Below are 14150 nucleotides of genomic sequence, written 5' to 3'. Positions count from 1 at the left end.
GAGCAAAGTTCCTTCCGGGAAACATTTCCCGGAGCATAACGGCCTCAGACAGAGACCATCATGCGCCGGAAAACGGCCGGAATGCTTATACGTCTGCGGTAATTCCCGTGACGATCCGTTTCCGGTATTCACTGGGAGAACAGGAATACTTCTCCTGAAAGATACGGATGAAGTGTCCGTTACTGATGCCGATTCTATCGGCAATGTCCCGTATGGGCAGGGTCATATCCTGAAGAAGAAGCACACTTTCCTCAAGCTTCTTTCTTTTTATATATTCATTGCAGGTGGTATCGAGATGAGTACGGACCAGCCGCGCCAGATGACCGGGAGACATTCCGAGCCCGTCAGCTATCAAAGTGACGGAAAGCTGATCGTACAAATGTTCATCCACGTACTGAATGAACTTCATCACTTGCGGGTGGGACGGAGACTCCAGGGAATATGTATTGACTGTGTGCATAAATGTATCGGTCATGAAATACATCCCCGTCCGAAAATCTTCTTCCGTTTCCCATGATTCGACCAGTTTCATTAAAGAAACGGCTGTAGCCAAAAACTCCCACGCAAACACAAAACGCTTCGAAAAACGTTCCGCTGAAGCTCCGGCCAGATAAACGAAAAATCTCCGGTAATCCTTCACACGTTCCTGCGGGTCTTTCTCTCCTGCCAGAATATCAGCAATGTTTTCTATCCGTCTGTAAGCTTCGGACTGTTTGCTGTTACATACGGCTGCGAAATAATACTCTTCTTCCTTGATAATAGTGGCAAAAATCTTTTCTTCCGTGTTCTGCAGGTTGAAAAGCTCCTGATCATACAGCTGTTTGAACTTTTTCTCGTTTGTACTATTCACCCAGGATCACCTTCCTCCCGTCCTTTTACCTGATACTTACCGGCTGCTGTTACCGGCAGATTCTTCTACTCTGCAGTAGGGACACTGGAGGTGGATGATTTTTCTGTCTATAACTGTTTCCTCGAAATCAGTCTGGCATTGAATACACGTCATCGCTCGTACGTTGTAACTCAAAATGAACAATCCTCCTGAATTCGTAACAGGTATTACGCTGTTAATGTAACCATACCCTAAATAACAGATAATACATTCATAATTACGAACATTTATTATTAAAATTCAACATTGTAACAAATCATGACTTTTGACCTAATTCGTGCATATTGATTGAATTTTCTAATAACATCATAACATTAACTCCTGCTCCCGAAAACCTTACCCTCACTCCCGCTCCTACGGCTGCACGCAATAAAAAAACACCTGTTCCTACAGGTGTTCAGGCTGTCGAGAAAGTCTCGGCAGCTTTTATTTGTTTTCTGTTTTTTAATAGATCACTTCGTTAATTTGTTATAATAGCTGTAACTTATCAACGAAAGGTGATTGGATGTTTCAATCTAAAACTGAACGACAAAATGAAATCGAAATGGTTACCATTGAAGAGCTTGTCCCTGAAGATCATCTCCTACGCAAAATTGACCAATACATAGATTTTTCTTTCATTCCTGAAAAAGTCCGTCCTTACTATTCAGAAGATAATGGTCGTCCCTCTTTGGATCCTCTTGTTTTATTCAAAATGATGTTCATTGGTTATATCTATGGCGTTCGTTCCGAACGCGAATTGGAGCGACAAATTCAAACGAATGTTGCTTATCGTTGGTTCTTAGGGTTGAATCTTACAGACAAAGTCCCCCATCATTCCACTATTAGTTGGAACCGCCGCACTCGTTTCAAAGACACGGATATCTTTCAAGAAGTTTTTGATGAAATCGTGCTCCAAGCGATGAACCACCGTATGGTCTCCGGCCGTGTATTATTCACAGATTCCACGCACTTGAAAGCCAACGCTAATAAGAAGAAATTCTCAAAACAAGAAGTTGAAGTAGAAACGGTAGACTACCTCAAAGATTTGGAAGAAGCCGTAAGAAAAGATCGTGAAGATCATGAAAAAAAGCCTCTGAAGGAAAAGGAGGGGGTAAAAAAGACAAAGGAAATTAAGGTTAGCGACACGGATAGCGAGAGTGGTTATCTTTACCGGGAGAATAAGCCGGAAGGCTTCTTTTATCTTGATCACCGTACCACAGATTTAAAACATAACATCATTACTGATGTTCATGTAACGCCAGGAAATATTCATGATTCCAGACCTTACTTACAACGTTTGGACCGCCAAATCGAACGATTTGGCTTTGAGGTGGAAGCTGTAGGTCTAGATGCCGGCTATCTGACGAACCCTATATGTCATGGGCTTATAATGGAAAGAGGAATATTTGGAGTTATTGCTCATCGAAGGTACCAGTCAAAGAAAGGGCTTCTTCCGAAATGGAAATATGCATATGATGAAGAGCGGGATGAATATGTGTGCCCCCAGGGTGAAGTTTTAAGCTATTCGACCACCGATCGTGAGGGGTATCGGCATTACAAATCAAACCCTGAAAATTGTGCAGATTGCCCTCTTCTAGCGAAGTGTACCCAAAATAAGAAGTATCAAAAAACGATCACTCGCCATGTATGGGAAAGCTCGAAGGAGAAGGTTCGGTTGAACCGGCTTTCTAATGAAGGCAAGTGGATCTATCGCATGAGAAAAGAGAAAGTTGAACGTAGCTTCGCAGATTCAAAAGAACTGCACGGGCTGCGTTATTGTCGCTTGCGCGGAAAAGAGAATGTACGCGAACAAGCGTTACTGACGGCGGCCTGCCAAAACATGAAAAAGATTGCCCTCCACCTATCCAGGGTGAGATAGGTGAAGGAGAGTCTTTTTCGGTGAGGGGAGGGCGAATACCAGGAGACTCCTGCGGAAAAACGGGCGACCCGAGACCCCGCAGTGTGGGTTTTCACGAGGGAGGCTCGGGCGTTCGTCCGCGGAAAGCGAGTGGTATTCGCCCGCACGAACTGCACAAAAAAAGCTTGCAGAAAAACACGGGGTTTCTCTACAAGCTGAACACCTGTTCCTACAGGTGTTTCTTCCCGGTTATTTTTCTTCCTCTATAGGAAGAAATTCGAAAATCTCTCCGGATTCTATGGAATCTGCAAGACGTTCCAGCCACTTACAATACTTACGGTATTCTTCGAGCTGATTGTAGTCTTTGCGCGCCCTCTCCTTCAGTTCTTCTTCCGTACTTTCGTCATCGATGACTTCCTGAAGCTTCTCTTCTGCATATTCGATTGCGGATAAATTCAATTTCGCTTCTCTTTCCCACTTGTTGCCAAAAAAATGAGAAAAATATTTAAAAAAGTTCTTCTCAGCCGTAAAAGCGTCCTTACGGGAGCCTTTCTGCCAGACTTTCTTTACGATGCTCACTTCCTGAAGATTACGGACGGCTATGCTCATACTCGGCTTACTCATTCCGAGATCATCCTTCATATCGTCCAAAGTCATAGGCTGATGTTTAAAATACATCCGTGCAAAAAGCCGCCCCGTTGACGGGGTGATACCGTACAGGTCCATCGTTTCGGCAATGGAATCGACGACGGCCCCTTCCGCTTCCTCAATCAGTGCTTCCGAATCCTTTTTCACCGGGAACCACTCCTTTTATTTCATTTAAAATATTTAATATTAACTAAAATATAACACAAATTAAAATCAGAGACCTGTAAAACAGTCCCTGATTTTAGTAGTTTCCTTATTTCTTTTCTGGTTAAACTTTAACGGTTCCTGCATCTGCCGGATGTACGCCGTGCTTATAATAGTCTACATACTCGGGTTCGAGCGGTTTTTTGCCGCGGATGATGTCTGCAGCCTTCTCGGCGAGCATCAGTACCGGAGCATGAATATTTCCATTCGTTACGTACGGCATAGCGGAAGCATCGACCACCCGGAGGTTGTCGAGACCGTGAACCTTCATCGTTTCCGGATCGACGACGGCCATAGGGTCGGACTCCGGCCCCATTTTCGCTGTGCAGCTCGGATGCAGAGCCGTTTCTGCGTCTTCTGCCACCCAGTTCAGAATTTCTTCTTCCGTCTGCACCGACGGTCCCGGCGAAATCTCTCCGCTGTTGTAAGGTTTCATGGCAGGCTGGTTCATAATTTCACGCGTGACGCGCACTGCTTCCACCCATTCACGTCTGTCCTGTTCAGTGGATAGGTAGTTATAAATCATGCTTGGATGCGCTTTTGGATCGTTGGACTGTATCTTCAGGGAACCGCGGGCGTCCGAATACATCGGTCCGATGTGTACCTGAAAACCGTGTTCCACCGGTGCTTTTTCACCGTCGTACCGGACGGCGACCGGAAGAAAATGATACATAAGGTTCGGGTACTCCACGTCTTCGTTCGACCGCACGAACCCTCCCCCTTCGAAATGATTCGTCGCAGCAGGTCCTTGACGTTTCAACAGCCATTGCAGACCGATCCACGGCATGTTTTTCAGTTTGAGGCTCGGCTGCTCGGAAACCGGCAGCGGGCAGCCGTGCTGAATATAGACTTCCAGGTGATCCTGCAGGTTCTCACCCACTCCCGGAAGATTCACTTTCGGCTGAACGCCGACGGAACGGAGATGTTCAGGGTCGCCTACGCCGGAGAGCTGAAGCAGCTGAGGCGTATTAATTGCACCGCCTGAGAGTATGACTTCTCCTGCGGATACGTAATGTTCTTTCCCGTTCCGCTTATAAGTAAGACCCCGTGCTTTTCCATTCTCGATATCAATGTGCTGAACGAAAGAGAGCGTCCGTACCGTAAGATTCTTTCTGCGCATCGCAGGACGAAGGTAAGCGCGGGAGGTGGACATACGTCGCCCGTTATAGACGTGCTTATCAAACGGACCAAACCCTTCCTGGCGGAACCCGTTCACATCCGGAGTTCTTGCGTGCCCAGCCTCTGAAGCAGCCTCGAAAAAAGCCTGAAATAACGGACTCGTCGCAGGTCCGCGTGTCAGTTTAACCGGGCCGTCGTGACCACGGTATTCATCACTCTTATCGGAACCGATCGTATTCTCTAAACGTTTGAAATAAGGAAGGCAATGGGCGAAGTCCCACTTATCCATCCCTTCGTCCGCTCCCCAGCGCTCATAGTCTTTAGGGTTGCCGCGCTGGTAAATCATTCCGTTTATGGAACTGGAACCGCCTAACACTTTACCACGGGCGTGCTTGATTCTGCGTCCGTGCATGTACGGTTCCGGATCCGATTCATATTTCCAGTCATAGAGGGATTTTCCTGCCGGAAATGGTAAAGCCGCCGGCATCTGGATCAGCAGGTCCCACGGATAGTCACTGCGTCCGGCTTCCAGTACAAGTACACTTTTCGTTCCATCTTCACTCAGCCGGTTCCCAAGAATCGAACCGGCACTTCCTGCTCCGATTATTACAATATCGTATGATTCACTCATTTTGATGACCTCCCTGTTATTTGAACCAGTGGATCGGTTCAGGTTTCAAGTTTCTGTATATATGTTTCGTTTCTGTATATTCTTCAAGTCCCGGTTTTCCGAGTTCACGGCCGATACCGGACTGTTTGTAACCGCCCCATGGCGCCTGAGCAAAGTACGGATGGAAATCATTGATCCACACTGTTCCCATGCGCATTTTGGCAGCTGCACGTTCCGCCTTATCGATGTCTGTAGTGAAAACGGCTCCTGCCAGTCCGTAAATGGAGTCGTTCGCAAGAGTCACTGCTTCTTCCTCGGAGTGGAAACGCTCCACCGTAAGTACCGGTCCGAAGATTTCTTCCTGCACGATTCTCATATCAGATGTGCATTCCGTAAAAATCGTCGGAAGGTAGAAGAAGCCGTTCTGAAGCTCTTCCTTTTCCGGCCGTGCTCCGCCGGTAACAATCTTCGCACCTTCCTGTTTACCGATTTCCACGTAGCTTTCCACTTTTCCGCGATGTTCTGCGGAAATAAGAGGTCCTGACTGTGTATCGTCTTCGAAACCGTCACCGAGCTTGATGCGTCCTGCTCTGTCTGCCAGTTCCTTAACGAACTCATCATGGATCGAATCCTCCACAATAAGACGCGCTCCTGCTGAACAGACCTGACCGGCGTGGAAAAACGCGGCGTTCAGTGCCTGGTCGACAGCTGTCTCGAAATCAGCGTCGGCGAACACAACGTTCGGGTTTTTACCACCGAGTTCAAGAGCGATTTTCTTCATGTTACCGCTCGCCTTCTGCATCACTTTCTTCCCGGTTTCGATACCGCCGGTAAAGGAAATCAAATCGACGCTGTCGCTTTCTGCCAGTTCATTTCCGACCGTAGCCCCGTCGCCGAGCACCAGGTTGACGGCACCAGCCGGGAACCCGGATTCTTCCATCAGCTCCGTCACTTTGACAGTTGTGAGTGGAGTTATTTCACTCGGCTTCATTACGATTGTGTTTCCGGCTGCAAGAGCGGGAGCGATTTTCCACGAAGCCTGAAGGAGCGGATAGTTCCACGGGGTGATCTGCCCGCACACTCCGACCGGTTCCCGGACGATTCTGCTCTGACTGTCCGGAATCGGAGACTCGATCATCTCTCCGCCGTCCTTGTCGGCAAGACCGCCGAAATACCTGAAGACTCCGGCTATATCGTCCATGTCCTCCCGGCTTTCTTCTACTGTCTTGCCGGTATCAAGAGTTTCCATCCTGGCAAGTTCTTCTCTGTCCCGTTCAATCAGTTCCGCTATACGCAGCACCTTTTCTCCTCTGGCTGCTGCAGGAGTCGATGCCCACTCCCCATTATCGAAAGCCTCGCGTGCTGCAGCGATCGCTATTTTGGCATCTTCTTCGTTCCCGTCTGCTGCTTCGGCGATCACTTCCTGATTGTAAGGATTGATGATTTCTCTCTTATTTCCGGAACGGGCGTCCACCCAGTTTCCGTTAATATACATTTGTTTCATTTTCCGCGCCTCCTTTTTAACGTTTATTTTATTTAATTATTTTTAAACGTTTTTAACAATTTTCATGCTAGCACATGATTTTTTAGTTGTAAACCGGAGCCCGCTAAACTTTTCTTATTGGAGAAAGGAAATTCAGAGTCTTTTCAGAGCCTTTAATGAAAGGAACGATTTCAGGGACCCTGAACTTTTCCCATTTCCTATGTAAAGCCTTCCATGTCCTATACACGGAGAAGGATTTTGTTGAAATTCCCTCTACCCCCTGTCTTTGAAGCTGCCAGCCCGTATTTGTCTCCGAAGCGGAGTTGACATTATTTTATTGTACGTTACAGTAATACATGTTGATTGTTTAATAATTATTAAACGTTTTAAATTAATTAAGCGACACGGTACCGTCGTAAGCTTTACATCCGGAAATGTACACACTACACATAATAAATACTCGAAAAGGAGTGGTTTCGTGCAACCGCAACCATCTGAAACACCAGAAGGGAAGCAGGATAAGAAAAATAAGAATTATGAAAAAGCAGGAACGTTCGGATTTCTGGGGCTGCTTCTCGGAGTAGCCGTCTATGTAGGTTTTACGGGGAACAACGTCAACTGGGGCGCCCTCATTTTCATGTTCATCGCGTACGCTATCATCTTCTACATAGGCTCCATTACGGCCGGGAAAAAATCAGACAGTGCCAAAGATATGATGGTCGCCGGTCGGGCGATGCCGTTATGGATCGCCATGTTCACGATGACGGCCACCTGGGTCGGCGGCGGTTACATCGCCGGTACGGCTGAGTCGACATTCGCCTCCGGTATCGTCTGGGTCCAGGCTCCGTGGGGTTTCGGCCTGAGTCTGATTATAGGCGGGGTTTTTTACGCCCGAAAAATGAGAAGATATGAATTCACGACCATGCTCGATCCGCTCGAAGTCCGTTTCGGTAAAAAAGTGACCGGTGTCCTTTACCTGCCTGCACTGCTTGGAGAACTTTTCTGGAGTGCTGCGATTCTGGTAGCGTTAGGATCCACGTTCGGACTGATTCTTGGTATAGACTTCACGACTTCCATTATCGTTTCGGCTCTCATTGCAGTAGCCTACACGTTCGTCGGCGGTATGTGGTCGGTCGCGCTCACCGACGTAGCGCAAATCATCATGATTATCGTCGGTATGTTCCTCGTCGTGCCTTTCGCTCTTGCAGAAGTAGGCGGACTCGGTCAGGCATGGGGAGCTTATAAAGAAGGTATGGCCGGATTTACGAACCTGATTCCACCTCTCGACGGCTGGAATCATCCGGACTGGGGAAACCAGTACTTCTACTGGTGGGACTCCGCCCTTCTTCTCATTTTTGGAGGTATTCCGTGGCAGGTCTATTTCCAGAGAGTACTTTCATCGAAAAATGAAAACACCGCCATGTGGTTATCCATTGCGGCAGGTGTATTCTGCATTATCCTTGCAGTACCGGCTATTATGCTTGGTGTAGCAGGATTCTCGGCCGACTGGGCAAGCTACGGTATTGAAGGACCGGCTGCTTCTTCCGATATTCTCGCCTACGTCATCAACTATATGGCTCCTTATCTCGTAGCTATTGTGGCTCTCGGTGCCGTGGCGGCTGCCGTCATGTCCTCCATGGACTCATCTATTCTATCTGCTTCTTCCATGGCAGCGTGGAATATTTACCGTCCACTGATTAAACCGAAAGCCGAAGGAAAAGACATTAAACGTGCTATCCGTATCTCTATCATATTGATCGGCCTGGCAGCGACAATGGTCGCCCTCAACATCGACAGCGTGTACACGCTCTGGTATCTGTGTGCCGATCTCGTCTACTGCGTACTTTTCCCGCAGCTCACGACAGCACTTTTTGATAAAAAAGCGAACACGTACGGCGCGCTCGCCGGATTCGGTGTATCGTTCTTCCTCCGTATCGGGGGCGGGGAACCGGCGCTCGGACTCCCGGCTTTCCTTCCTTATCCGATGGTGGAAGACGGGGTCGTCCTCTTCCCGTTCCGGACGCTCGCTATGGTCGCCGGGTTACTGACGATCATCATCGTCTCCCGTCTTACTCAGAAATCATGCCCGCCTCAGCCGCTTCGCAAGCTGAAAACGGAAATGGCGGAAGAATAATGAAAACAGGCAGTTCCTTCGAGGGAGCTGCCTGTTTTTTGCAGGGATGAACGGGCGTTTCGTGACCTTGGGAACTTCTTTAGCGCTCTGAAGGTAACGATTTACCGGTAATCCTTACTTTCGGGCACTCGATTGTCTCCTGAAGGGAACGATTCGGTCATTTGCGTGCCGTTCACCGGCACAAAAAGGTCCCGAACGTCACGAAAATAAAAAAATTGCAACGGAAACCGGTCATGCCGGCCTCGTTGCAATCGTTAAGAATTATTCTGCAGTTCCATAGTTGATCTTCGTGAGTGTTTCATTCATCCGGAACAGTTTCGACCGGATGCTGGTAACACCGAATTCCTCAAGCCTTGCGGAATGCTTTTCCAGGTACTTCTCCGCTGCTTCTTTCGTCTCAAAAGCATAAATGCCTACGGCTTCCTTTGTATCCGGGTTCTCGGTCCATACCTTCCACAGAAATCCTTTTTCTTCATTAATACTCTCGGCCGTCCCGGCAAAACCTTCGGCCATCTCCTCGCCGAACGGACCGTCCATGTCAAAATCCATCTGGAGAATATAAGTCATACGTACGCACTTCTTTCAAAAACTCTTATTTTTCAATACAGCTTCCGGGCCGTATTCTTCGTTATGCTAAGCTTCACTTTTTCAGCATCTTCATAGTTATGAAGAGTGAAACCTGTGCAGAGCAGGTCAATTAGGAACAATTGAGCCATCTTCGAAACGAGAGAACCACTGTCGAGCGGACTTTCTTTCGAGGAAGATAAAAGAACCTGGTCTGCGTACTTTGTAAGCGGAGACTTCACATAATTGGTGAGCGCTACGATAGTCGCTCCTTTCTCCTTCGCCACGGCTACGCTGTCGACAATGTCCTTCGTGCTTCCGGTCAGGCTGATTGCGACCACCAGAGTATTTTCGGTCATGGAGGACGCACGCATAATTTGAAAATGAGGATCTGTAACTACGTTTACGTGCTTCCCTACTCTCATCAGTCTGGTCTGCATATCTTCAGCAGCTATCCCTGATGAACCAACACCGAATATTACTACGTCTTCATGACTGTGCAATAATTCTACGCAATTATCCAAAGTTTCCATATCCACGATTTCATAAGAGTCTTCTACAGCCTGGACCATATTATTTTTAATTTTCTCCACGTACGTTTCTTCCTCCGAATGTTCCTTCTGCCCTGAAAATTCCTGAGCGTAAGCAAATTTAAAATCCTGAAAGCCTTTATATCCTAGCTTACGGAAAAAACGAAGAACCGTGGCTTCGGCAACCCCGCCGGCCTCAGAAATTTCAGTAAGCGAGTGATATAGCACGTTTTCCTCTTTTTTCAAAATGTAGTCATATATTTTATGCTCCGATTTCGTGAAGGTATGTTTATTCTGTTCCATGACAATCGAAGGTTTCGTCGTAATTCGTTGCAGTTTTTCCACAAAAACCCCTCCTCCATCCACTTACTGATTATCAAGGTAATGGCTTACAGCCCCTAACAGGTTCGCTTCATTTCCTTTACCCGCTATCCGTACATGTAACGCAGAAAAGTGGTTCGGCATCACTTTTCCGCTGAGAGATTCAGTGATCGCATCCGTTAAAAGAGAACCCTGTGCCGATATACCTCCTCCGATAATCAGAACAGACGGGTTGAGCAAATGTACAATACTCTGCAGGCCGCATGCCAAATGATCGACCCACGTCTCAAAAATCCGGACCGACTCTGCCACTCCGTTACGTACCTCCTCAAAGAATTCAGGCAGCGAAACAAATCGGCCTTTCTGTATTTCGACCTGTCTCTCTAGGGCGCTGGCAGAAGCGTATTGTTCCAGACATCCCCGGTTGCCGCACGTACAGGTCAGACCACCAGGATAGAGCGGCATGTGCCCCATCTCCCCGGCACACCAGCTGGCCCCGGGCACAAGATTATTTTCCATAACGAGAGCTCCGCCAATACCGGTTCCAAGCGTTACACAGAAGAAGTTCTTAACCCCTCTGGCGTTTCCCCTCCAGGCTTCCCCAAGTGCCGTACAGTTAACGTCATTTTCAACGCGGACGGGGAGTCCGACTGCACTCTCGATACGTGCAGCAACTTTCATCCCGGTATATCCCGGGATATTACCCGTGGCATGGACGATTTCTCCTTTATCACTGTTTACCTGTCCCGCTGTGCTGATAGCTATACCGCTCACAGAATATTCTTCCTTAAGTTGTCTGCTTTTATGCTGAACATTTTCTATCAACTGATCCGCCCCATCCTGCACCCGGGAAGGAAACGACCCTTTATCGACAATTTCCCCTCCATCTGTAACAATTCCCCACTTTATATTCGTGCCACCAATATCAAAGGCTGCTATCTTCATTGTACCCCTCCTAGAAAATAAGAGGAAAAACCTTTACAGGCTTTTCCTCTATGGGCTTAATACATTTGGTAAAAACATCACTAACTGTGGAAACAGAGTGATCAGCAATAGCGTCAGGAACAGAGGTATCCAGAAAGGCAGTACGCCTTTCGTAATCGTGTGTATCGGTATGTTTCCTGCTCTGGAAACGACGAACAGCGCCATGCCCATAGGCGGTGTAAGAATACCGATCATCAGGTTCAATATCACGATGATACCGAAATGAACCGGGTCCACACCGGCCGTCATCACGACTGGCACAAGAATCGGTATCAGAAGGATGAGCAGCGCAAGTGATTCGATGAAAGTCCCGAGAAAAATCAGCAGTACGTTTATCAATAGTAACAGAATAACAGGGTTATCCGTCACATTGAGGAAAAAGTCGGCAATATTCATAGCTACCTGCTCATGAGCGATCATCTGACCAAAAAATTCGACCGCTACAATCATAAGTACGGCTACTCCAGTCAACTTCAGTGAATCCACGACGTTCTGGAAGAATTTCTTCAGCGTCAATTCTTTATAGAAGAAGAAACCGAGAATCATTGCGTAGACCGTAGCTACTACAGCGGCCTCCGTTGCCGTAAATAATCCGGAAAATATTCCTCCGATGATGATTACAGGAGTCAGCAGAGCAGAGAAAGCTTTCTTGAAGTGAATACCACGTTCTTTGAAAGTTGATTTCTCTTCTTTCGGAAAACCACGCTTTTTAGCGAATGTATAAGCGACTACCATCAGACTGCCTGCCATAATGATACCTGGTACGACACCGGCGAGAAACAGCTTGGCAATCGACTGATCCGAAACAACTCCGTAAATAATCAAGGGGATACTCGGCGGTATGATAGGACCGATAATCGCAGAAGCTGCAGTAAGCCCTCCCGCATAATCGTCATCATATTTGCCGTCACGCATCGATTTGATTTCAAGCTGTCCAAGTCCCCCGGCGTCCGCCAACGCCGAGCCGGACATCCCGGAAAACATAAGGCTGGCCATAATGTTTACATGACCGAGCCCCCCGGTGAAATGACCGACAAGTGACTTCGCAAAACTGAAAATCCTCTCCGTAATACCGGAGGAATTCATAAGGGTTCCGGTCAGGATGAAAAACGGAACAGCAAGCAAAGAAAAGGTATCGAGACTGTCCACCAGTTTGGCTCCGGAAAAGAAGACAAGGTTCCAGTCATTCGATATGAAGTAAAGGAACGCTGCCGACAACAGTGTGAACCCTACCGGCATTCCAAGCAGCAGCAGTACAATCCAGACTAATAATACTATGAACACGTCCATCTTCTTATACCCCCCTGCCGTCTTTGATTCTTCTTATGTTCGCTTCCACCAGACGGTAAAGCATGAGAACAGAAAGCACAGGAAGAGCCATATACATATAGAAGTAGGAAATGTTCAGTGAAACAATCTCCACCGGCAGTTTCCTCATTGCCATCTCATAACCGATATATCCCATTACGATGAGGATGACTCCCATTATAATCTGAAAGAAGTAGTGGAGGGCAACGCGTACTTTTTCGGGCAGCTTGTCGAAAAAATACTCGATACGCACGTGACCCTCGTTTTTGATTTCAGAGGAGACGGCGAGGTAACCGACATAAACAAACAGGAACCTCGCCAACTGCTCGGACCACGTATTAGGGCTGTCTAAAACCTGTCTGGAGAAAATTTGGACGATCAGCACCACAAAAATGACGATGAACAGAGATCCGCCGATAATCTCCTCAAAATTCCTGAAAAACTTTTTCATAGACTGATACTCCTATACGTAAAAGACTTATTTAGCTTCCTTGATCTGTTGAAGATAGGCTTCTCCATCCCCTTCGATATCTTCGAGGTATTCAGGATAAACTTCGGAAACAGCCTCGCGGAAAGGTTTCAGATCCGGTTCTGTTACAGTCATTCCTTCTTCCTTGAACTTGGAAATCAGATTCTTCTCTTCTTCTTTGAACAGTTTCGTATGTTCTTCTACTGCTTTATCAATCCCTTCCTGCAAAATCTTCTGGTTCTCTTCGGAGAGGGATTCCCACGTATTCTGGCTCACTACATAGTTGGCGTCGTTAACGACGTGGTTCGTCATCGCCAGGTAATCCTGGACTTCATAGAATTTCTGTGCGTCAATCGTAGAGAGCGGATTCTCCTGTCCATCAACCGAACCGGTCTGAAGAGCCATGTACACTTCGGTAAAAGCCATAGGAGTCGGTGCTGCACCCGTATATTCCGCATAGTCGAGAAGGGTATCGGCTTCCGGAACTCTCAGCTTCATACCTTCCATGTCTTCGAGAGACTTAATCGCTGAATTCGAGGTTGTTTGACGCGTCCCGTTATAGGCAGTACCTGCGACTCTCCAGTTATGCTCGGATTTCAGTTCTTCATGGATTCCTTTTCCGTACTCGGTTTCATAGACAGCTTTTTTAAGGTGATCGAAATCGTCCACGATGTAAGGGAGTCCCATCAGTTCTGCACGCGGCACCCAGATACCGAAACGGCCGGTTTCAGCTAATGTAATGTCGAGACTGTCTTCACGAACCTGTTCGAGCATGGCACGGTCGTCTCCGAGTTGGGAATCCGGATACAGTTTCACTGATAAATCCCCGCCACTCTCTTCTTCCACATACTTTTTCAAAGTTTCTCCGGCTTTATATTCGTTCTGAGCCGTACCAGCTACCATACCGAACTTCAGTTCTTTCGTTTCTCCGTCACCTGATCCTCCATCGGAAGAAGCTTCACTTTCTCCTCCCCCGTCGCCTGAACAGGCAGCGAGAAAACCGGCCAACAGCAGAATAGCACTCAACATAAACAATTTTTTCAACAT

13 protein-coding genes are annotated in these 14150 nt (G+C 47.4%); 2 read left to right on the top strand and 11 right to left on the bottom strand.

What is annotated here, in order from left to right; translation table 11 throughout:
• Window positions 1–85: 85 nt before the first annotated feature.
• On the bottom strand, window positions 86–850 hold the full coding sequence (locus AAV35_RS02815) for a helix-turn-helix transcriptional regulator (RefSeq protein WP_008586830.1): 765 nt from the start codon (window positions 848–850) through the stop codon (window positions 86–88).
• A gap of 36 nt (window positions 851–886) precedes the next feature.
• On the bottom strand, window positions 887–1024 hold the full coding sequence (locus AAV35_RS14305; protein WP_156330830.1) for a hypothetical protein: 138 nt from the start codon (window positions 1022–1024) through the stop codon (window positions 887–889).
• 370 nt (window positions 1025–1394) lie between these two features.
• Between AAV35_RS14305 and AAV35_RS02810 the strand changes: the two genes are divergently transcribed.
• Entirely contained in the window at window positions 1395–2750 is a 1356-nt protein-coding gene (locus tag AAV35_RS02810) for an IS1182 family transposase (protein WP_065757335.1), read from the top strand.
• 228 nt (window positions 2751–2978) lie between these two features.
• Here the strand turns inward: AAV35_RS02810 and cudC are convergent, their stop codons facing one another.
• The 3 genes from cudC to betB form a co-directional block, all read right to left on the bottom strand.
• A complete protein-coding gene (cudC, locus tag AAV35_RS02805; protein ID WP_008590799.1) occupies window positions 2979–3524 on the bottom strand; it encodes a choline uptake/conversion transcriptional regulator CudC in 546 nt (181 codons plus the stop codon).
• A 121-nt stretch (window positions 3525–3645) separates the two neighbouring features.
• On the bottom strand, window positions 3646–5331 hold the full coding sequence (betA, locus tag AAV35_RS02800; protein ID WP_008590797.1) for a choline dehydrogenase: 1686 nt from the start codon (window positions 5329–5331) through the stop codon (window positions 3646–3648).
• Between the two features lie 16 nt (window positions 5332–5347).
• The gene (gene betB, locus AAV35_RS02795) at window positions 5348–6814 is read right to left on the bottom strand and encodes a betaine-aldehyde dehydrogenase (protein ID WP_008590794.1); all 1467 of its coding nucleotides are present in this window, start codon (window positions 6812–6814) and stop codon (window positions 5348–5350) included.
• Window positions 6815–7271: 457 nt separating this feature from the next.
• Between betB and AAV35_RS02790 the strand changes: the two genes are divergently transcribed.
• Window positions 7272–8927 (top strand): high affinity choline transporter 1, encoded by a 1656-nt coding sequence (locus AAV35_RS02790; protein WP_008590793.1) that lies wholly within the window; start codon window positions 7272–7274, stop codon window positions 8925–8927.
• A 261-nt stretch (window positions 8928–9188) separates the two neighbouring features.
• On the opposite strand, the gene AAV35_RS02785 is transcribed toward AAV35_RS02790, so the two are convergent.
• The 6 genes from AAV35_RS02785 to AAV35_RS02760 are packed head-to-tail and all read right to left on the bottom strand — an operon-like array spanning window position 9189 to window position 14150.
• A complete protein-coding gene (locus AAV35_RS02785) occupies window positions 9189–9494 on the bottom strand; it encodes a monooxygenase (RefSeq protein WP_008590791.1) in 306 nt (101 codons plus the stop codon).
• A gap of 32 nt (window positions 9495–9526) precedes the next feature.
• A complete protein-coding gene (locus AAV35_RS02780) occupies window positions 9527–10366 on the bottom strand; it encodes a MurR/RpiR family transcriptional regulator (RefSeq protein ID WP_008590789.1) in 840 nt (279 codons plus the stop codon).
• Between the two features lie 21 nt (window positions 10367–10387).
• A complete protein-coding gene (locus AAV35_RS02775; RefSeq protein ID WP_008590788.1) occupies window positions 10388–11287 on the bottom strand; it encodes an ROK family protein in 900 nt (299 codons plus the stop codon).
• A gap of 48 nt (window positions 11288–11335) precedes the next feature.
• Window positions 11336–12616: a TRAP transporter large permease gene (locus AAV35_RS02770; protein WP_008590786.1), complete on the bottom strand. Its 1281-nt coding sequence runs from the start codon at window positions 12614–12616 to the stop codon at window positions 11336–11338.
• Window positions 12617–12620: 4 nt separating this feature from the next.
• Entirely contained in the window at window positions 12621–13085 is a 465-nt protein-coding gene (locus AAV35_RS14470) for a TRAP transporter small permease (protein ID WP_008590784.1), read from the bottom strand.
• A gap of 27 nt (window positions 13086–13112) precedes the next feature.
• A complete protein-coding gene (locus AAV35_RS02760; protein ID WP_008590782.1) occupies window positions 13113–14150 on the bottom strand; it encodes a sialic acid TRAP transporter substrate-binding protein SiaP in 1038 nt (345 codons plus the stop codon).

This window comes from Salimicrobium jeotgali (assembly GCF_001685435.2).
Lineage (GTDB): Bacteria > Bacillota > Bacilli > Bacillales > Halobacillaceae > Salimicrobium > Salimicrobium album.
The sequence above is the reverse complement of the archived record's forward strand: the minus strand, read 5'-3'. Positions and strand labels throughout refer to the sequence as shown.